Here is a 16,897-nt window from a genome sequence, read left to right on the forward strand (position 1 = left end):
GGGGGTGTCAGCGCCGTAGTTTTCAGTCTCACTGAACGGTAAGGGCTCAACTAAACGGCGAGATTGGCGACGCAGCGAAGTCATACTCGTAGTGCTTGTAATTACAGGGGCTCCGGTTCGAACCTAATCAAGGTGACAGACCAGCTGGCAACGGAGGTATTCTATCCACCAAAAACTCAATTATGCGAATAGAGCTTTCCCGAACAATGAGTTCAGGTTCGATCGTCGCATCTGCTGCTTCTGAGGGTCTATTGAGAAGATTGAGAATAAGTGTACCGGCTTTTTCGCCGATCGCCCTGGAGCCGACGTCGATTGTGGTCAGGCTTGGTACGCAGATGCCGCTAATCTCGTAATTGCCGAAGCCGCCAATAGCCATCTTTTCCGGCACCGCGATACCCTGTCGCTGACATTCAGTGAGAGCGCCGAAAGCGGAAAGGTCAGAGACGCAAATCACTGCCTCAGTGTCAGGATAGCTGTCAAGCAAGCGGGACATCGCCTCTGCGCCTTCGCGCATAGAGATCGGTGGCGGACCAGCGGCGACCAGCCGCGAGGCATCGAGTCCATGCGCTGTAATTGCCTGCAGAAAGCCGAGACGGCGATCGCTGCCACGGGTGTCGCCACCTGCATCGCCACCGATGAAGGCAATGCGACGATAACCGGTGGCAACGAAATGGTCGACCATAATATGCACCGCTGCGGCATTGGAAAAGCCAACATAATAACCGACCGGGTGTTCCGGCACGTCCCAGGTCTCGATTACCGGAATATGGGCGTTTTCGAGAAGCTTTCGAGCCCGTGCTGTGTGGCGGCCACCGGTAACGACGATCGCTTGCGGCTTGCGACGCAGCAGTTGCTCGATCAACCGCTCCTCGGTGTGCATATCGTAGTTGGTGTAGCCGAGTAGTGTCTGCATATTGGCGTACTCGATTACTTCCGAAAGCCCGGAGACAGTATCGGCGAAATTGGCGTTGTTGATCGACGGAATTAAGACGGCAACAAAATCAGTTTTTTGGGAGCGCAGGCTCGAGGCGGTGGCGTCGAAGACGTAGCCGAGTTCTTCGGCCGCCGCCAGAATTGCATTGCGGGTTTCCTGACTGACTAGGCTATCCGCTTTGAACGCGCGAGAAACCGTCATCGACGATACGCCAGCCAGGCGGGCGATATCTGCCATGATCGGCGGCTTGCGGCGTGAGCTCATAGGACTGAATGCTGTCTGTGGGTTACTGTCATGGTACTACATCGCTTTTCGGGCCGCATTGCAAGCGGTGGCCTCAATGCTTCAGGGCTTCGATCGATGTCTTTACCATCAACACAACCGATGCAAGCGGCTGATCGATCGTTACAGTCACCGAGAATTCGTCTGCGGTCGGCGTTTCGAGTGCTGCAAACTGACTGTCGAGTAGCGATGCCGGCATGAAATGGCCTGATCTGGCCTCCATGCGCTGTGCGATAACTTGTTTTGCGCCGGACAGATAAACGAACAGAACTTCTCCGTTGGCATTCTTGCGAATGCGGTCGCGATAGACACGCTTAAGTGCCGAGCACCCAAAGATTGTCAAACTCTCACGCTTGGCCAGCGTGTAGCCAACCCGATCCAGCCAAGTCCACCGATCGCTGTCCACGAGCGGCATACCGGCCTGCATCTTGGCGATGCTGTCCGTTGAGTGCATGTCGTCGCCGTCGATATAGTGGCCGCCAAGGGCTACGGCGAGCGCTTCACCTACCGAAGACTTGCCGCAGCCCGACACGCCCATGATTACGATACGGGTCAGCTTCCCCATCTCAAAGCGATGCTGTTATGCCGCCATCGACATAAAGCGTATGGCCGTTGACGAAGGAAGAAGCATCCGAGGACAGGAAAATGCAGGCACCGACAAGTTCCTCGACGCGACCCCAGCGACCGGCAGGCGTGCGCTTCTCCAGCCAAGCGGAGAAGGTTTCGTCGCTTACCAAGGCAGCGTTGAGCGGCGTGTCGAAGTAACCTGGTGCGATGGCATTGCACTGCAGACCGTGTTTCGCCCAGTCGGTCGCCATGCCCTTGGTCAAGTTACCAACAGCACCCTTGGTGGCCGTGTAAGGGGCAATGCCGGGGCGAGCGAGGGCGGTCTGGACGCTGGCGATATTGATGATCTTGCCCTTGCCACGTGCGATCATGTGGCGGGCGACGGCCTGGCCAACGTTAAAGACGCTGGAAACATTGGTACGCAACAGACGCTCGAAGGCGTCGGAAGGAAAGTCTTCCAACGCTGAGCGGTACTGCATGCCTGCATTGTTGACGAGAATATCGATGGCACCGGTTTCGGTCTCGAAGCGATCAACGGCTTCGCGTGCTGCCTGGTGATCTGTGGCATCGAATGGCAGTTTAGCAACCGGTGTATCAAATCCTTCTGTGGCGGCCTTGAGTTTGGTTTCGTCGCGTCCGTTGAGCACGATTGAGGCACCGGCTTCTGCCAAACCTTTGGCCAGCGCAAGCCCTATTCCTTGCGACGATCCGGTAATTAGGGCGCGTTTCCCTCTCAGGTCGAAAAGATGCAGCGACACGTTTTTCTCCGATTTTTATCTCGACAAACTTTAGTGTCAATGCTTATGTTATCGATAACATATCCTGTCAAGACTTTTGAATGAAAGCGACTACCACAATGACAAAGCCGCAGATCCTCCAAGTCGGCCCTTATCCGCAGTGGGACGAAGAGCCCCTCAATGCCGCCTTCGAAGTTCACCGATACTTTGACGCAGCCGACAAGCCAGCCTTCCTTGCTGAGGTTGGTCCCGCCATTCGAGGCATTGCCACGCGTGGCGAGCTCGGTGCTAATCGGGCGATGATCGAGGCCTGTCCAAACCTCGAAGTCATCTCAGTCTATGGGGTAGGATACGATGCAGTCGATCTGGCCGCCTGCCGGGAAAAGGGCATCCGCGTCACCAACACGCCTGATGTACTGACCAATGATGTAGCTGATCTCGGTATCGCAATGATGCTCTGCCAGTCGCGCGGCATGATCGGTGCCGAAGTCTGGGTTAAGGACGGCAGTTGGAGTGCCAAGGGTCTTTATCCTCTCAAGCGTCGTGTTTGGGGTCGTCGTGCTGGCGTGCTCGGCCTGGGACGCATCGGCTTCGAAGTCGCCAAACGCCTGAAGGGTTTCGACATGCAGATTTCTTATAGTGATGTCGGACCGAAATCTTTTGCCGAAGGCATGACGTTCGTCGCCGACCCAGTCGAGCTTGCGAAAAACGTCGATTTCCTGTTCGTGACGCTGGCGGCCTCGGCCGAGACTCGCCATATCGTCGGCAAGGACGTTATTGCCGCGCTCGGTGCCGAAGGCATGCTGATCAATATTTCCCGCGCCTCAAACATCGACGAAGAAAGTCTTCTCGAGGCATTGGAAAACGGCACGCTAGGCTCTGCTGCGCTCGACGTCTTCGAGGGCGAACCAAAGCTCAACCCCCGTTTCCTGGCGCTCGGCAACGTATTGCTGCAGCCGCATCATGCGTCGGGCACGTTAGAAACCCGTCAGGCGATGGGAAAGCTGGTTCGCGACAATCTCGAAGCTTATTTTTCGGGCGCAACGCTCCCGACCCCGGTTCTGTGAGGTAAACGATCATGAAAGCTATTGTTGCACATGCGGCCAAAGATCTGCGAATCGAAAACGTTCAGGATAAAAAAGCTGGCCCCGGCGAAGTCAGACTGCGACTCGCTACGGGTGGCGTTTGCGGCAGCGACCTGCATTATTACAATCACGGTGGGTTCGGTACAGTTCGTCTGAGGCAACCGATGATCCTTGGGCATGAGGTTTCGGCCTATGTGGAGGAATTGGGGGAAGGCGTTGAAGGTTTGTCAGTCGGCGAACTCGTCGCTGTGTCGCCGTCGCGTCCCTGCCGGGCTTGCACATATTGCCAAAAGGGTCTTCACAACCAGTGCCTCAACATGCGTTTTTACGGCAGCGCCATGCCGTTTCCACATATCCAGGGTGCCTTTCGGCAGAGCCTTGTTGCTGATGCCATTCAATGCGTGTCTGCAGGTGACCTGACGCCAGGTGAAGCAGCGATGGCCGAACCACTGGCCGTCGTACTGCATGCCACCAATCGTGCGGGTGAACTTCTCGGTAAGCGCGTGCTTGTCACTGGATGCGGCCCGATCGGCGTCCTGGCGATCCTCGCTGCCCGTCGTGCCGGTGCCTCCGAGATCATAGCGACAGACCTTTCTGATTTTACGCTGAGTATGGCCAAGAAAGCCGGTGCAGACCGTATCATCAATACTAAGAACGAGCCGGATGCGCTGACTGCTTATTCCGCCGACAAGGGAACGTTCGACATTCTTTACGAATGCTCTGGCGCTGTTGCTGCACTGACAGGCGGCATCGCGGTGCTTCGCCCGCGCGGCATAATCGTTCAACTCGGCCTTAGCGGTGACATGAGCTTGCCGATGATGGCAATAACCGCCAAGGAACTCGACCTGCGCGGTTCGTTTCGGTTCCACGAGGAGTTTTCGACGGGCGTTCAACTAATGCGCAAAGGGCTGATCGACGTCAAGCCGTTGATCACGCACACCGTCCCGCTGGAGGAGGCGCTTTCAGCGTTTGAGATTGCTTCCGATCGCAGTCAGGCAATGAAAGCGCAGATTTCGTTTTCGTAATACACCTCGATCACTGACCTGTCGCCCTTGCCTGCGGCAGGCAGGTCCAGTGGCCCTGCAGCTCAAGACGCCGAACTACGGCCAGCAGGATGTTGCGGACTTCGTTTACGGCGCGGGTTGTAGGATGGTTGACCGGCATATCGAGGACCAATCTTCGCGTTAGACTGGGATGCGACACCGCTACGGCCGAAAGATCACCGCTCTCGTGGTCGACATGAGCGGCGGCGCGACCAAAAATAGTCAGGCCGTGGCCTGCGCGGATCGCTGCCTTGGTGCTGGCGACGCCCTCGATTTCCCGCACTATATTCAATTCGCGCCCCAAAAGCAGCGCCTGCCGTTCGAGTAGAATTCGGATGCCGTGCCGCCGCGTCGGCAGGATAAGCGGCAAGCCCAATGCCTCCTCGGCAGTCAGCACCTCATCAGTCGAAAATCGCCCCCGCGGTCCCAGTGCATAAAGTGTCTCGTCGAACAGTGGTATCGCAGTCGACTTGGCAACGCCTTCGAGTGTGACGGCAAGATCATGCACGCGCGTCTCCACTGCGGTACGCAGCGCCTGACTGTCGCCTTCGCTGACCGTCAGGCGGATCTTAGGGAAGCGATGCGAACACTCTTCGATCACCGGTACGGTTAGGGTGGGGCAGATCGAACTGAGAATGCCGAGTGAGACGTCGCCGGTCGGATATTTCGCTTGTTCTTTTGTCGCGGCTTCAGCCTGCTCCACGGCGCGCAGTATGGCCTGGGCATGCGACAGCAGTATTTGGCCTGCCTCCGTCACCACGGCACCCCTCGGGGTTCGGTTAAGCAGGAGAACGCCCAACTGTTCTTCCAGCGTCCGCATGTGTGAACTCAATGCGGGCTGGGCCACGCCGAGCTCGGTGGAGGCGCGCGTGAACGAGCCTAGCTCGGCGATCTTGGCGAAATACCGCATTTTCAACAGATCGATTGCCATCGTATTTCCCGAGTTTGATATAACGGATCTATATAGGAGTTATCCTCAATATCTATTTGTTTGAATAGTGGCTCCCCCCTACAAATATGTCTTGCAGCAGGAGGATGCTGCCGAGGAGGACCATAATGACATTGAAGCCCATCCTGGCTGCCGCCGTTTTTGTCGGCACCGCTTGCCTATCGACGATCGCTTCCGCAGAACAGCTCGATGATATCAAGGCTGCAGGCACGTTGAACTGCGGCGTCCTGACAAACTCACCCCCGCTGGGTTTCCAAGACCCCAAAACCCGTGAGCCCGCCGGCTACGAGATCGAAATCTGCCAGATGCTGGCAAAATATCTCGGCGTCACGCCAAAACTGATTGCAGTATCACCGCAGACCCGCATGGCCGAACTGACGCAGGGGCGTGTCGATATTCTGGCCTCGCTTTTGAGCTACAGCAAGCAGCGTGCCGAGCAGGTCGATTTCAGCGGTGCCTATGTTGCCGAAGACTTCAATTTCGTCGTTCTCGACAAATCCGATATCAAAAAGGTTGACGGTCTGGCCGGCCAGCGTATCGGCCTTGTCAAGGGCTCTGTTCTAATTCCCATCACCGAAAAGCGCGTTCCAGATGCGCGAGTACTCTCGTTTGAAACCAGTGCCGCATCGTTCCTGGCTCTGCAGCAAGGCAAGGTGAAAGCCACGGTCTATCGTTATTCCGAAGGCAAGGCCGTCGAGCGCAACGCGGGCGCTGACATCAAGGCCCTTCGTTTTCTCGATGAGCCGTTGCTGTCGATGCCGTCCGGCTTCGCCTTCCGCAAAGGCTCGCCAGAACTGGTCAAGGCAACCAATACTTTTCTGGCCGGGCTTGAAACTTCCGGCGAGGGCCAGAAGCTTTTTGACAAATGGCTCGGCAAGGATTCCGACTTGAAGGCGGAACGCAAGTTTGCGTTCGGCAAACCGCAAGAGAGCTGGTTTCCCGAATAAGCATCGAGAATGACCCGGCGGGCCGATGCCCCCTGCCGGATCAAACCTCAAAGACGACGGAAATTGAGAAATGAGCGCAGCCTTCCATGAGCTTGGAAGAACTTCGCCAAGCGCTGGAGTGAGACCGCATCGACATGGGTTATCAATTCGATTTCAGCAAAGTTCTACAGGGGGAGTATCTCGATCTCATCCTGCAAGGTCTGCAGACCACGATGGTTCTGTTTGCGATTTCCTGGGTGATCGGTCTGGTCCTGGCTGTGTTCCTCACCGTCGTCAGGGCAATTGATTTCAGGCCGACCCAAATCCTCGTCGCCGCCTTCGTTGAATATCACCGCAACGTACCGATCCTGATCCAGTTGTTCGTCTGGTATTTCGGCTTCGCTGTCGTGCTGCCAGATGCCGTCAACGATTATCTGAACGACATAGGGGCCGAGATCGGCTACGCCATAGTCGCGCTGGCGCTGAACAAGGCCGCCTACATGTCGGAGGATTTCCGCAGCGGCCTCCGCTCGATCCATCCCGCTCAGATGGAAGCCGCACGTTCCATCGGTCTAACCTATCTCGGTGCCATGCGCTGGGTGATCCTGCCTCAAGCCTGGCGGCTGGCTCTGCCCGCATTGCTTGGCCAGACGCTAATCCTTTTCAAGGGCACCAGCCTTGCCGCCGGCATCGGTGTTGCCGAACTAAGCTATCAGGCACGCTATGTCGAGGAGCAGTCCTTCCGGATATTCGAAGCCTATGGTCTCGTAACGGCGATCTACATGCTGATTTCCTTCGCGATCATGTGGGGCTCGTCGAGCTTGTCTAGGCGCTACCGATTGAGGGTGAAGTGATGCTCCAGATTCTGCAAGAATACGGTGTTTTGCTGCTCATCGGCGAATATCCGCACGGCAAGCTCGGCGGTTTGGCGATGACGCTAATTATCTCCTTTGTCAGTCTGATCGTAACGTTCCCCTGCGCCATTCTCATTGCACTTGCCCGCACCGGCAATTCGAAACCATTAAAGAATATTGCAAGCGGCTTCGTGCATTGCGTGCGGGCTATTCCGCTGTTGATGCTGATCTTCTGGGCCTATTTTGCGCTACCTGTCGTCATCGGCTTCCCCGTCGACGCGACCTATACACTGATTATTGCGATCGTCGTCTACCAGACTGCCTATCTCGGAGAAATCATCGCTGCTGGTATAGAAGGCCTGCCGAGGGGCCAGATGGAAGCCGCCAAGTCACTCGGTCTCGGCTATATCCCGACGACTTTCAAGATCGTTCTGCCGCAAGCTTTATTCAACGTCGTTCCGGGCATCGTCAACCAGTTGACAACGATCATCAAGGAATCATCGCTCGGCTCGATCATCGCCGTGCCGGAACTGTCTTACGCCATGCTGCAGGTGAACTCGAACGAGGTCACCAAGCCGCTGCAAATATTCGGCATCCTCGCAGGCACTTACTTCGTGCTGTGCTTTGCGCTCAGCCAGGCCACCGGTGTGCTCGAAAGACGCATCGCCAACCGCCGCACCGGACGGGTCATCGTGGAGGCAGTGGCATGATCGAGTTCCAGAATGTTTCCAAATGGTACGGTGCCGTTCAGGTCATTCACGATATCAGTGCCACGGTCGAGAAGGGGACGACCATCGTGCTCTGCGGCCCGTCTGGCTCGGGCAAATCGACGCTGGTCAGAACGGTCAACCGGCTGGAGCCTATCCAGAAGGGCAAAATCACGCTGGCAGGCAGGAGCATTCATGAGAAATCCGTCGATGTGAACGAGCTGCGGACGGGCATCGGCTTCGTCTTCCAGCAGTTCAACCTGTTCCCGCATTTATCGGTTGTCGAAAATGTCATGCTACCACTTTGTCGTTTGCGCGGCCAATCCCGCAAGCAGGCCCTTCCGGCAGCCATGCTTATGCTTGAGCGGGTAGGCCTTGCAGACAAGGCACAATCGCTACCGGCCGATATTTCCGGCGGCCAGTCGCAGCGGGTGGCAATCGCCCGCTCGCTGATCCTGAAGCCAGAAGTCCTGATCCTGGACGAGCCCACCAGTGCGCTCGATCCGGAAATGGTCAGCGAAGTACTGAAGCTTCTGAAAGAGCTTTCCGGTGGCGGCATCACCATGATGTGCGTCACCCACGAAATGGGCTTCGCACGCGAAGTCGCAGACCGCATCTGGTTCCTCAAGAAGGGTGAACTCACCTTCGACGCGGTGCCGGACACGTTTTTTTCAAAGGAAACGCATCCCGACGTTCGGGGATTCATGTCTGCCATTCACAGAAATCACTAACATCTAAGGAGACCCACCATGATCCACATCAAGCAGATTCCGGAACGCCCAAGCCAGGAAGATATTGCAGCGTTGGCACCGTTCTCGCCAGCCACCATTCATGAGGCCCAAGGCCGTCGTGGCGCTTTGTCCTCACGCATCAAGCCGGTCGATTACCGGATGAAGCTCTGCGGTCCTGCGTTTACAGTCAAGAGCGCGCCGCGTGACAATATCATGCTGCAGCTTGCCATCAACTACGCCAATCCGGGCGATATCATCGTGGTGTCGGGCGGCGAATATGAGGAGGCAGGTTCATTCGGCGACGTGCTTGCCAATGCCTGCCTTGCTAAGGGCATCGGCGGACTGGTGACCGACACCGGCGTTCGCGATACGCTGCAGCTTCGCGACCTCGGCTTTCCGGTATTTTCACTCAGCGTCTGCATCAAGGGTACGGTCAAGGAGACCCTGACCTCGGTCAATGATCCAATCATCATCGGTGGTGAGTTGATCTATCCCGGCGACATCATCGTCGGCGATGCCGACGGTCTTGTCGTTGTGCGCCGTGCCGAGGCGCAAGAGGTGGCGCAGCTGTCACAGGCCCGAGAAGACGCGGAAGCTGGCTTTATCGCTGCCTACAAGGCTGGCAAGTCGGTAATCGAAGTCAGCAATCTGGAACCGGTTCTGAAGGCCAAGGGCTTTAAGTCCGACATCTAATTTGCGGTAAACAAAGATAAGGGAACGCGTCGGCCTTTGATACGGGCCAGCGCGTTCCTTGCCGCTCGCTGACTAGCTTCGGCCGGCTTTCAGCCACACGTCGCAGACAACGCGTGGTCGGGCTTTGCGCCAGACCGCAGAGTCGGCAGCGCAAGAATTGAACGGACCACGCTGGTTCGCATACAACCCTCCAGCCCGTTGAAGGCATTTGCCGTCAATCTTTTACGGGGCTCAGCCGTGTTTACAGCATTCCAGCATATCCCGACCGTCTCTCATCATCGTGGCACCATGGGAGAACCGAAAAAACGCTCCATTAAAACTTCGTCTGACCCCATCGCTCAAGCACTGATGTACTCAGAATTGCGCCTGACGCTGCATATGCCAGCGGATTTATAACGGCGTTGGCATGGGTGAGGCATGGATCTCTCGAAAATCAAAACACTGATCGACTTCGTCGGCCAATCGAACATCAACGAACTCACGGTCACGGAAAAAGAAACAACCGTGAGAATTTTTCGTGCCGGAAAGTCCGGCGCGCCAGCGGCTGGCGTTAGCGATACAAAGCCGGTGAAAAACGCCGGACCTGTATCCGAGGCAACCGCCATTACCTCGCCGATATTCGGTCTGCTCCACGCAGCCTCTGCACCCGGCGAAAAGCCATTTGTCGCGCTTGGCGATGTGGTCGAGGCTGGTCAGACCTTGTTCATCATTGAGGCGATGAAGGTCTTCAACAACATCGTTGCGCCGAGCAATGGCCGTATCGTCAGCCTGCCTGCCAAGGATGGCGGCGAAGTCGAGGTCGGTGACCTTCTGGCGGAGATAATTTGATGCCGCAGTTTGCCCCTGAACACGCGGAGCGGAAACTCCGCTTCGATACTGTCCTCATCGCCAACCGTGGCGAAATTGCCCTGCGTATCCTCAAGGCATGCAGGGATCTCGGGCTTAAGACGGTTATGGTCTGCTCCGAGGCCGACCGGCAGGCAAGCTATGGCGAGCTTGCCGACACGTTCCTTTGTATCGGCCCGGCGAGTGCGGGCAAGAGCTACCTCAACGACGATGCCATCCTGCTGGCTGCCCGGATGACCGGTGCCGGAGCGGTGCATCCGGGCTATGGTTTTCTCTCCGAAAACGCGGCGTTCTCGGCGGCAGTGGAAGACGCTGGCATGGTCTTCATCGGCCCAACGTGGCAGTCCATTGCCACGATGGGTGACAAGATTGCCGCAAAGACTGCGATGATCGCGGCTGGCGTCCCTTGCGTCCCCGGACCCGATTCCGAGTTGCCCGACGACAAGGTCGCCGTCGAGAAGATCGCTGCGGAAATCGGCTACCCGGTGATCGTCAAGGCGGCCGGTGGTGGCGGTGGACGTGGCATGCGGGTGGTGACGGATGCCAGCGTGTTGCATGAATCCATATCAACGACCCGCGAAGAAGCGCGTCAGGCTTTCGGCACGCACTCGCTCTATATTGAAAAATTCCTGCAGCATCCCCGCCATGTCGAAATCCAGGTGCTTTGCGACGTGCATGGCAATGCGGTTTGGCTCGGCCACCGCGATTGTTCCATGCAGCGCCGCCATCAGAAGGTCGTCGAGGAAGCGCCCGCACCGAGCATTCCGGCAGAAATCATCGGTCCGGTTGCAGAGGCCTGCGTCACCGCCTGCCAGCAGATCGGCTATCGCGGCGTCGGCACTTTTGAGTTCCTCTATGAAGATGAGTGTTTCTATTTCATCGAGATGAATACCCGTTTGCAGGTCGAACATCCGGTTACGGAAATGACCAGCGGCGTTGACATTGTGCAGGCGCAGATCAAGGCTGCGCAGGGGATTCCTCTTGGTCTGACGCAAGCAGATGTGGCGACGAAAGGACATGCCTTCGAATGCCGTATCAACGCTGAAGACCCCGAAACATTTCTGGCCTCTGCAGGCACCATCATCAGCTTGCATCTGCCGTCCGGGCCCGGCATCCGGGTCGATACGCATGTGCATGCCGGATACAAGGTACCGCCCTATTACGACTCGCTGATTGGCAAGCTGATCGTGCATGCTCAAACCCGTGCCGAGGCTATCGTCACGATGCGGGCGGCACTGGAGGAAACGCAGATCGAGGGAATTTCCACCAACCTGCCCCTGTTGCGGGCATTGTTCACGGACGAAGACTTTGCTGCCGGTTGTACAGATATCCACTATCTCGAAAAATGGCTGAAGCGTCGGAGTGCGTCATGAGCGAAATCGATTTTAGCGATCCCGCAGTGCTCGCTGCGCTTTCCGCAGCTCTGACGCAGGCCGGTGTCGATGGCATAGAGATCGAACAGCCGCGCGGGAAATTGCGCATTGTCGTGGAGAAAAACGGCGGTGCTTCGGTGCTGATCAATGCTGCCAAGGGGGTGGGCAAAGACGTTGTCAGGGGTCAACTGGCGGGCGTTTTTACGAGCTACCAAACGCCATCTCGCTCTCTTTCGGGTAATGTTGCTACCGGGGAGATATTGGGCTTCATCCGCGTCGGCCCGATCCTGCTGCCGGTCAAGGTCGGTAAAGCCGGGACACTGACACGCGCTCTTGCGGAAAACAATTCGCTTGTCGGCTATGGCGATCCTCTCTTCGAAATCGAGAGTCATTCATGATCCCTGAATCTGAACTTCTCGTCAGTCAGCCGCTTGGAGCGCCTTCTGTGCAGGAGCGCCCGCAAATATCGCCGATTGGTGGCCGGGCCTTTCTGCTTGAAGCGCCCGGAAGATTCGATCTCGCCGCACAGCGTCGCATCTGGGCGCTGACGCATGAGGTTTCTACCTGGGACGATATTGTCGAGACCGTGCCGGGCATGACCAACCTCCTTGCCATATTCAAATCCGTACCCGAAAATCCAGATATGGTAATGACACGGCTCCGCGATACCTGGGAGCGTGCCGAAAGCATCGACATCGACGGCAAAACGATCGAGATCGCAGTGACTTACGGCGGCGAACACGCCACCGACCTTGCCGCACTCTGCACGCTTTCTGGACTGAGCGACAGAGAGATCGTTCGCATTCATCACGAGGGCACATACACAGTGTTCGCACTCGGAAGCGCGCCGGGCTTCGGTTATCTGCACGGACTTGATCCACGTATCCATATGCCGCGCAAGACCGTGCCATCGCTGAAAATGGCAAAGGGATGCGTCACCATTGGCGGCATGCAGACCGGCGTTGCGGTGCTGACCGGACCGAACGGCTGGAATTCGATTGGCTTTGCCGATCTGCCCATGTTTGATCCAAGTGCATCGGTGCCTGCAATCATGGCACCCGGCGATATCGTACGTTTCATCCCGGAAAGGATCGAGCTATGATCGAGATCATCGATAGCGGACCGCTGAACACGATTCAAGACCTTGGCCGAACCGGCTACCGCGACATCGGCGTGACCGTCAGCGGTGCGATGGACCCGCTGGCACTGAAGGTCGCAAACCTTATGGTCGGCAATCAAGCGGGTGATGCGGCAGTTGAGTTGCAGACATTTCCGTTTCGGATGCGTTTTGGCACAAAAACGGCCGTTGCCGTCACGGGCGGCGGCAGTGCTAAACTCGATGGTATTGCCATGCCGCCGTGGTGGATGAAAACTGCAGATGCAGGGCAGGTTCTAGAAATAACACCGGCTGTCGGCTCTGCCCGTGCCTATGTCGCTTTCGGCGGCGGGGTGGACGTTGCACCCGTCATGGGGTCTCGCAGCACGTCCTTGCGTGGCGCATTCGGCGGCATGGAGGGACGCTCCCTGAAGAGAGGTGATCTGCTCCCTCTCGGTAAAGCCTCAATCTCCGGACTTGCTGACGAAGGGTTCGGTGTCGTTCCACCGATGCTCGAAATGGAAACGCTTTTTCCTGTTCAAAACGATGGCACTTTGCTCATCAGGGCCTTGCCCGCTGGTGAACACGATTTGTTCGGGGTTGATGCGGAGCGGTTCTGGAACCAGAGCTGGAAGATTTCATCGCAAAGCGACCGCACCGGTTACAGGCTTTCCGGCGAGCCCATCCGGCCAGTGGCGGCGATTGAAATGCGCTCTCATGGCATTGTTGCCGGTGTCGTACAGGTGCCTCCCGCGGGTGAGCCGATCATCCAGATGAGCGATGCCAATACCGCTGGCGGCTATCCAAAGATTGCAGGTATCGTTGAGGCCGATCTGTGGCGGCTTGGTCAGGCGCGCAGTGGCAGTCGGTTGCGTTTCGTGCGCTCCAGCCATGCTCAGGCCCGCGCGCTGGACCAGGCAATTGCCACCTATCTCGAAGACATATCCAGCTCCGCGCAAATGGTTGGGCGTGCCTTGAAGGCTATTGCCGGACGCTGACCTTGGGGAGAGAGCCATGAAGATCGACCTAAATTCAGACATGGGCGAGGGCTTTGGTCCCTACAGCTTGTGTGACGACGAAGCGCTGATGAAAGTTGTTTCCTCGGCGAATATCGCCTGCGGTTTCCATGCCGGTGACCCTGATACGATGGCGCGTATGGTGCGGCTCGCGAAGGCCAGCGGCGTCGGCATCGGTGCCCATCCCGGCCTGCCTGACAGGCAGGGTTTTGGCCGACGGGACATACCCTTCTCCAACGACGAACTGCGCCAGCAAATGCTCTATCAACTGGGTGCGCTGATAGCGGTGGCAAAGGGTGAGCAGGTTCGGGTGGCGCATATCAGCTTCCATGCAGCGATGGGCAACATAGTCAACCGCGACCCTGTTCTTGCCGATTTGATGATGGATGCGATCCGCACCATCGATGCCAATCTGATCGTCTTTGCGATGCCGGGTAGCATCATCGCTGATGCAGCAACCCGAGCGGGATTAAAGTCGCTACTCCTTTTTCTTGCCGACCGCGCCTACACCGAGGACGGCAAGCTTGTGCCGCGCGGCCTGCCGGGTGCCGTTATCAAACAGGAAGATGCTTTGCGCGCCCGCGTTCGGCAGTTCCTGAAAAACGGTACTGTAACCACCATCGATGGCACCACGCTTGCCATGCCGGCCCGCTCCATTCTCGTCCACAGTGATACACCTGGCTCCCTCGATCTTGCGCGGATCGTTCGCAGCGAGATCGAAGCCACGGGCGCAGTACTCGCTCCGGCGTCCGAGATTGTCGCGTAGGTTTGCGTACCCACCCTTCTGTCCAACATTACCGAAAGCCAACTCCGATGCCAGCAATCGCCGATCGTCTCAAGAATGTCTCCATCTCCGCGTCCGCCGCGATGACCCAGAGGGCCCGCGACCTTGCCGAGCAGGGTATCAATGTCATTAGCCTTTCGGCCGGTGAGCCCGATTTCGCGACGCCATCGAATGCGGTCAACGCCGCACACGCCGCGGCGCTGGCCGGGGACACCAAATATCCTTCGATGGATGGCACTCCGGCCCTGAAGGCCGCGATCTCGCGCAAGTTCAAGCGTGACAACAATCTCGACTATGACCCGAGCCAGATCATCGTTTCAGGCGGCGGCAAGCAGGTGATCTTCAACGCGATGTTGGCGACCTGTAATCCGGGCGACGAAGTGGTGATCCCGACACCGTCGTGGATCAGTTACGCGGATATCGTCAAATTCGCCGGTGGTACTCCGGTGCCTGTCGCCTGCCCCCAACAGAATGGGTTCAAGCTGCGCGCCGAAGATCTCGAGGCAGCGATCACACCTCGCACCAAATGGCTTTTCCTCAATTTTCCGAACAATCCGACCGGCGCGGCATGCTCGCGTGAAGACATGAAGGCGATCGCCGAGGTCATGCTGCGTCACCCCCACGTCTGGATCATGACTGACGACATTTACGAACACCTGATCTACGACGACTTCGAATTCTGCACGATCGCGGAAGTCGAGCCGCGTCTTTATGACCGCGTTCTAACGATGAATGGTGCCTCGAAAGCCTATGCCATGACCGGTTGGCGTCTTGGCTTTTGCGGCGGCCCGAAGGATTTGATTTCAGCGATCAGCAATGTCAACGGCCAGAACGGTGGCGGCACTTCAACTGTGGTGCAGGCGGCGGCGGTCGCCGTGCTCGACGGGCCGCAGGATCTGCTAAAGGAACGCGCTTCGATCTATAAGCAGCGCCGCGACTTCGTGCTGTCCGAGCTGGCGAAGATTAACGGTCTGCGTTGCCATAAGCCGGATGGTGCCTTCTACATTTTCCCGAACATGTCGGGCCTTATCGGCAAAAGGTCGAAGGCCGGCCACAAGATCGAGACCGACACTGATTTTGTCATGGCTCTCGTCAACGAACATCACGTCGCGACAGTCCAGGGAGCAGCATATGGCATGAGCCCGTTCTTCCGAATTTCCTATGCCACCAGCATGGAAAAACTGACCGAGGCGTGCGCCCGTATCAGCCAGTTCTGCTCCGAACTACGCTAATATTGCTATTGGCCGCGCGGCGTCTTAAGTCTCGCGGTCAGCTCGATTAGAATGTCACGAACGGCTGCGGCAGGTTCCGACATTGAGACCCCATCGGCGACACACAGCGACAGCGTCTCGTCGATGCGGGGCGAGACCATGCGGCAGATCAGCGGCTCGCTGGATTCCGTCAGAATCCGGTCGGCAATAGCCCGCGGCATAATCGTTGCACCAAGCCCGGCACTGACGGCCCGCGTCAACGTCCGGACAATTTCCACTTCTCCAACCACCTTAAGGTTGACACGGCTGCGTGTGAATGCGGTATCGACCGCACGTCTGACGAAATTGTAGGCCGGTGGCATCAAAAGCGGCAGGCCATCCAGTGCGGTTACATTGACCGGCTTGTCGTCTGCCTCAATCGCGAAATTCGGATGAGCTACAAGAAAAAACTCTTCACTCAAGATCGGTTCGAACTTGACGCCCTTGATCGGCCCTGTTCCGTGGATCAGCGCCATTTCCAGCCGCCCTGTCATGATCATCTGGCTGTAGGTCTGGCCAACACTTTCGGTCAGATGCAAAAGAATGCCGGGATGACGCTTGCGGGTTTCCGCCAGCAGTTCCACCGAAAGTGTCGCCGCGCTGCTGAAGGGCACGAGGCCGACCGAGACACGACCGGCAAGCGAATTGCCCGCGGCCGAAGCGTCTGCCATCGCTTGGTCCATCTGCCGTAGCATGATCTGGGCGTGGCGATAAACGGCATGCCCGGCGTCGGTCATGCTGACACCCTGCTGGCTCCGCAGCAGAAGTTTCTGGCCGAAATGCTCTTCGAGTGCTGCGATCTGCTGGCTCAGAGCAGGCTGCGCGACGTGGAGAATATCAGCGGCGCGGGTGATGCTGCCGGTGTCAACGATGACGATAAAGGATTTAAGCCGTCTGATGTCCATCTCGTCGCATTCCAGTCCTATAATATTTTCGCCTATCATATAGGCTTGTTCCAGTTTTGCAAAGACAAGATCATTATATTTCAGTCGCTTAACTCTATTAAGAGCATCGCTGCTGTACA

Annotated in this window: 19 protein-coding genes; 14 read left to right on the plus strand and 5 right to left on the minus strand. The window is 57.3% G+C overall.

Annotated features, from left to right (window positions below; translation table 11 throughout):
* Window positions 1–127: 127 nt before the first annotated feature.
* The 3 genes from CPJ18_RS06840 to CPJ18_RS06850 all read right to left on the minus strand — a co-directional run bounded on the left by CPJ18_RS06840 (window position 128) and on the right by CPJ18_RS06850 (window position 2,541).
* Window positions 128–1,198 carry a LacI family DNA-binding transcriptional regulator gene (locus tag CPJ18_RS06840; RefSeq protein WP_103657499.1) on the minus strand — a complete coding sequence of 357 codons (1,071 nt, stop codon included), beginning with the start codon at window positions 1,196–1,198 and terminating at the stop codon, window positions 128–130.
* A gap of 73 nt (window positions 1,199–1,271) precedes the next feature.
* Window positions 1,272–1,781 (minus strand): gluconokinase, encoded by a 510-nt coding sequence (locus CPJ18_RS06845; protein ID WP_103657500.1) that lies wholly within the window; start codon window positions 1,779–1,781, stop codon window positions 1,272–1,274.
* A 1-nt stretch (window position 1,782) separates the two neighbouring features.
* Window positions 1,783–2,541 carry an SDR family oxidoreductase gene (locus CPJ18_RS06850; protein WP_103657501.1) on the minus strand — a complete coding sequence of 253 codons (759 nt, stop codon included), beginning with the start codon at window positions 2,539–2,541 and terminating at the stop codon, window positions 1,783–1,785.
* A 98-nt stretch (window positions 2,542–2,639) separates the two neighbouring features.
* On the opposite strand from CPJ18_RS06850, the gene CPJ18_RS06855 reads away from it, so the two are divergent.
* Both CPJ18_RS06855 and CPJ18_RS06860 read left to right on the plus strand, forming a co-directional pair.
* The gene (locus CPJ18_RS06855; protein ID WP_077121692.1) at window positions 2,640–3,587 is read left to right on the plus strand and encodes a 2-hydroxyacid dehydrogenase; all 948 of its coding nucleotides are present in this window, start codon (window positions 2,640–2,642) and stop codon (window positions 3,585–3,587) included.
* Window positions 3,588–3,598: 11 nt separating this feature from the next.
* On the plus strand, window positions 3,599–4,630 hold the full coding sequence (locus CPJ18_RS06860) for an L-idonate 5-dehydrogenase (protein WP_077105549.1): 1,032 nt from the start codon (window positions 3,599–3,601) through the stop codon (window positions 4,628–4,630).
* A gap of 10 nt (window positions 4,631–4,640) precedes the next feature.
* Here the strand turns inward: CPJ18_RS06860 and CPJ18_RS06865 are convergent, their stop codons facing one another.
* Window positions 4,641–5,579, minus strand: a complete 939-nt coding sequence (locus tag CPJ18_RS06865; protein ID WP_077105548.1) for a LysR family transcriptional regulator — start codon at window positions 5,577–5,579, stop codon at window positions 4,641–4,643.
* A 125-nt stretch (window positions 5,580–5,704) separates the two neighbouring features.
* Here CPJ18_RS06865 and CPJ18_RS06870 point away from each other — a divergent pair, with 125 nt between their 5' ends.
* From CPJ18_RS06870 to CPJ18_RS06925, 12 genes are all read left to right on the plus strand, one after another.
* Window positions 5,705–6,544, plus strand: coding sequence for a transporter substrate-binding domain-containing protein (locus CPJ18_RS06870; protein ID WP_103657502.1), 840 nt, complete (start codon window positions 5,705–5,707; stop codon window positions 6,542–6,544).
* 134 nt (window positions 6,545–6,678) lie between these two features.
* Window positions 6,679–7,377 carry an amino acid ABC transporter permease gene (locus CPJ18_RS06875; protein WP_077105546.1) on the plus strand — a complete coding sequence of 233 codons (699 nt, stop codon included), beginning with the start codon at window positions 6,679–6,681 and terminating at the stop codon, window positions 7,375–7,377.
* On the plus strand, window positions 7,377–8,087 hold the full coding sequence (locus CPJ18_RS06880; RefSeq protein WP_077121687.1) for an amino acid ABC transporter permease: 711 nt from the start codon (window positions 7,377–7,379) through the stop codon (window positions 8,085–8,087). The genes CPJ18_RS06875 and CPJ18_RS06880 overlap by 1 nt, the downstream gene beginning before the upstream one ends.
* Window positions 8,084–8,815: an amino acid ABC transporter ATP-binding protein gene (locus CPJ18_RS06885; protein WP_077105544.1), complete on the plus strand. Its 732-nt coding sequence runs from the start codon at window positions 8,084–8,086 to the stop codon at window positions 8,813–8,815. Before CPJ18_RS06880 ends, CPJ18_RS06885 begins: the two co-directional genes overlap by 4 nt.
* Window positions 8,816–8,833: 18 nt before the next feature.
* A complete protein-coding gene (locus CPJ18_RS06890; RefSeq protein ID WP_077105543.1) occupies window positions 8,834–9,508 on the plus strand; it encodes a 4-carboxy-4-hydroxy-2-oxoadipate aldolase/oxaloacetate decarboxylase in 675 nt (224 codons plus the stop codon).
* A 417-nt stretch (window positions 9,509–9,925) separates the two neighbouring features.
* Window positions 9,926–10,336 (plus strand): acetyl-CoA carboxylase biotin carboxyl carrier protein, encoded by a 411-nt coding sequence (locus CPJ18_RS06895; protein WP_077105542.1) that lies wholly within the window; start codon window positions 9,926–9,928, stop codon window positions 10,334–10,336.
* Window positions 10,336–11,727: an acetyl-CoA carboxylase biotin carboxylase subunit gene (accC, locus tag CPJ18_RS06900; RefSeq protein WP_103657503.1), complete on the plus strand. Its 1,392-nt coding sequence runs from the start codon at window positions 10,336–10,338 to the stop codon at window positions 11,725–11,727. The genes CPJ18_RS06895 and accC overlap by 1 nt, the downstream gene beginning before the upstream one ends.
* Complete coding sequence (locus CPJ18_RS06905; protein WP_077105540.1) at window positions 11,724–12,125, plus strand: biotin/lipoyl attachment domain-containing protein; 402 nt, start codon at window positions 11,724–11,726, stop codon at window positions 12,123–12,125. Before accC ends, CPJ18_RS06905 begins: the two co-directional genes overlap by 4 nt.
* Entirely contained in the window at window positions 12,122–12,829 is a 708-nt protein-coding gene (gene pxpB, locus CPJ18_RS06910) for a 5-oxoprolinase subunit PxpB (protein ID WP_077105539.1), read from the plus strand. Before CPJ18_RS06905 ends, pxpB begins: the two co-directional genes overlap by 4 nt.
* A complete protein-coding gene (locus CPJ18_RS06915; RefSeq protein WP_103657504.1) occupies window positions 12,826–13,821 on the plus strand; it encodes a 5-oxoprolinase subunit C family protein in 996 nt (331 codons plus the stop codon). The genes pxpB and CPJ18_RS06915 overlap by 4 nt, the downstream gene beginning before the upstream one ends.
* 16 nt (window positions 13,822–13,837) lie before the next feature.
* Window positions 13,838–14,605: a 5-oxoprolinase subunit PxpA gene (locus CPJ18_RS06920; RefSeq protein WP_077105537.1), complete on the plus strand. Its 768-nt coding sequence runs from the start codon at window positions 13,838–13,840 to the stop codon at window positions 14,603–14,605.
* A 47-nt stretch (window positions 14,606–14,652) separates the two neighbouring features.
* A complete protein-coding gene (locus CPJ18_RS06925; RefSeq protein ID WP_103657505.1) occupies window positions 14,653–15,855 on the plus strand; it encodes a pyridoxal phosphate-dependent aminotransferase in 1,203 nt (400 codons plus the stop codon).
* Between the two features lie 5 nt (window positions 15,856–15,860).
* Here CPJ18_RS06925 and nac read toward each other — a convergent pair whose 3' ends face one another.
* Window positions 15,861–16,778 carry a nitrogen assimilation transcriptional regulator NAC gene (gene nac / locus CPJ18_RS06930; protein WP_077105579.1) on the minus strand — a complete coding sequence of 306 codons (918 nt, stop codon included), beginning with the start codon at window positions 16,776–16,778 and terminating at the stop codon, window positions 15,861–15,863.
* Between the last annotated feature and the right edge of the window lie 119 nt (window positions 16,779–16,897).

The organism is Agrobacterium rosae (genome assembly GCF_002915175.1).
Lineage (GTDB): Bacteria > Pseudomonadota > Alphaproteobacteria > Rhizobiales > Rhizobiaceae > Agrobacterium > Agrobacterium rosae.

What these genes read in the sequence shown, in the direction of transcription:
- CPJ18_RS06840 (WP_103657499.1), bottom strand. Translation starts at nt 1,198, where the DNA reads ATGAGCTCACGCCGCAAGCCGCCGATCATGGCAGATATCGCCCGCCTG.
- CPJ18_RS06845 (WP_103657500.1), bottom strand. Translation starts at nt 1,781, where the DNA reads ATGGGGAAGCTGACCCGTATCGTAATCATGGGCGTGTCGGGCTGCGGC.
- CPJ18_RS06855 (WP_077121692.1), top strand. Translation starts at nt 2,640, where the DNA reads ATGACAAAGCCGCAGATCCTCCAAGTCGGCCCTTATCCGCAGTGGGAC.
- CPJ18_RS06860 (WP_077105549.1), top strand. Translation starts at nt 3,599, where the DNA reads ATGAAAGCTATTGTTGCACATGCGGCCAAAGATCTGCGAATCGAAAAC.
- CPJ18_RS06865 (WP_077105548.1), bottom strand. Translation starts at nt 5,579, where the DNA reads ATGGCAATCGATCTGTTGAAAATGCGGTATTTCGCCAAGATCGCCGAG.
- CPJ18_RS06870 (WP_103657502.1), top strand. Translation starts at nt 5,705, where the DNA reads ATGACATTGAAGCCCATCCTGGCTGCCGCCGTTTTTGTCGGCACCGCT.
- CPJ18_RS06875 (WP_077105546.1), top strand. Translation starts at nt 6,679, where the DNA reads ATGGGTTATCAATTCGATTTCAGCAAAGTTCTACAGGGGGAGTATCTC.
- CPJ18_RS06880 (WP_077121687.1), top strand. Translation starts at nt 7,377, where the DNA reads ATGCTCCAGATTCTGCAAGAATACGGTGTTTTGCTGCTCATCGGCGAA.
- CPJ18_RS06885 (WP_077105544.1), top strand. Translation starts at nt 8,084, where the DNA reads ATGATCGAGTTCCAGAATGTTTCCAAATGGTACGGTGCCGTTCAGGTC.
- CPJ18_RS06890 (WP_077105543.1), top strand. Translation starts at nt 8,834, where the DNA reads ATGATCCACATCAAGCAGATTCCGGAACGCCCAAGCCAGGAAGATATT.
- CPJ18_RS06895 (WP_077105542.1), top strand. Translation starts at nt 9,926, where the DNA reads ATGGATCTCTCGAAAATCAAAACACTGATCGACTTCGTCGGCCAATCG.
- accC (WP_103657503.1), top strand. Translation starts at nt 10,336, where the DNA reads ATGCCGCAGTTTGCCCCTGAACACGCGGAGCGGAAACTCCGCTTCGAT.
- CPJ18_RS06905 (WP_077105540.1), top strand. Translation starts at nt 11,724, where the DNA reads ATGAGCGAAATCGATTTTAGCGATCCCGCAGTGCTCGCTGCGCTTTCC.
- pxpB (WP_077105539.1), top strand. Translation starts at nt 12,122, where the DNA reads ATGATCCCTGAATCTGAACTTCTCGTCAGTCAGCCGCTTGGAGCGCCT.
- CPJ18_RS06915 (WP_103657504.1), top strand. Translation starts at nt 12,826, where the DNA reads ATGATCGAGATCATCGATAGCGGACCGCTGAACACGATTCAAGACCTT.
- CPJ18_RS06920 (WP_077105537.1), top strand. Translation starts at nt 13,838, where the DNA reads ATGAAGATCGACCTAAATTCAGACATGGGCGAGGGCTTTGGTCCCTAC.
- CPJ18_RS06925 (WP_103657505.1), top strand. Translation starts at nt 14,653, where the DNA reads ATGCCAGCAATCGCCGATCGTCTCAAGAATGTCTCCATCTCCGCGTCC.
- nac (WP_077105579.1), bottom strand. Translation starts at nt 16,778, where the DNA reads ATGGACATCAGACGGCTTAAATCCTTTATCGTCATCGTTGACACCGGC.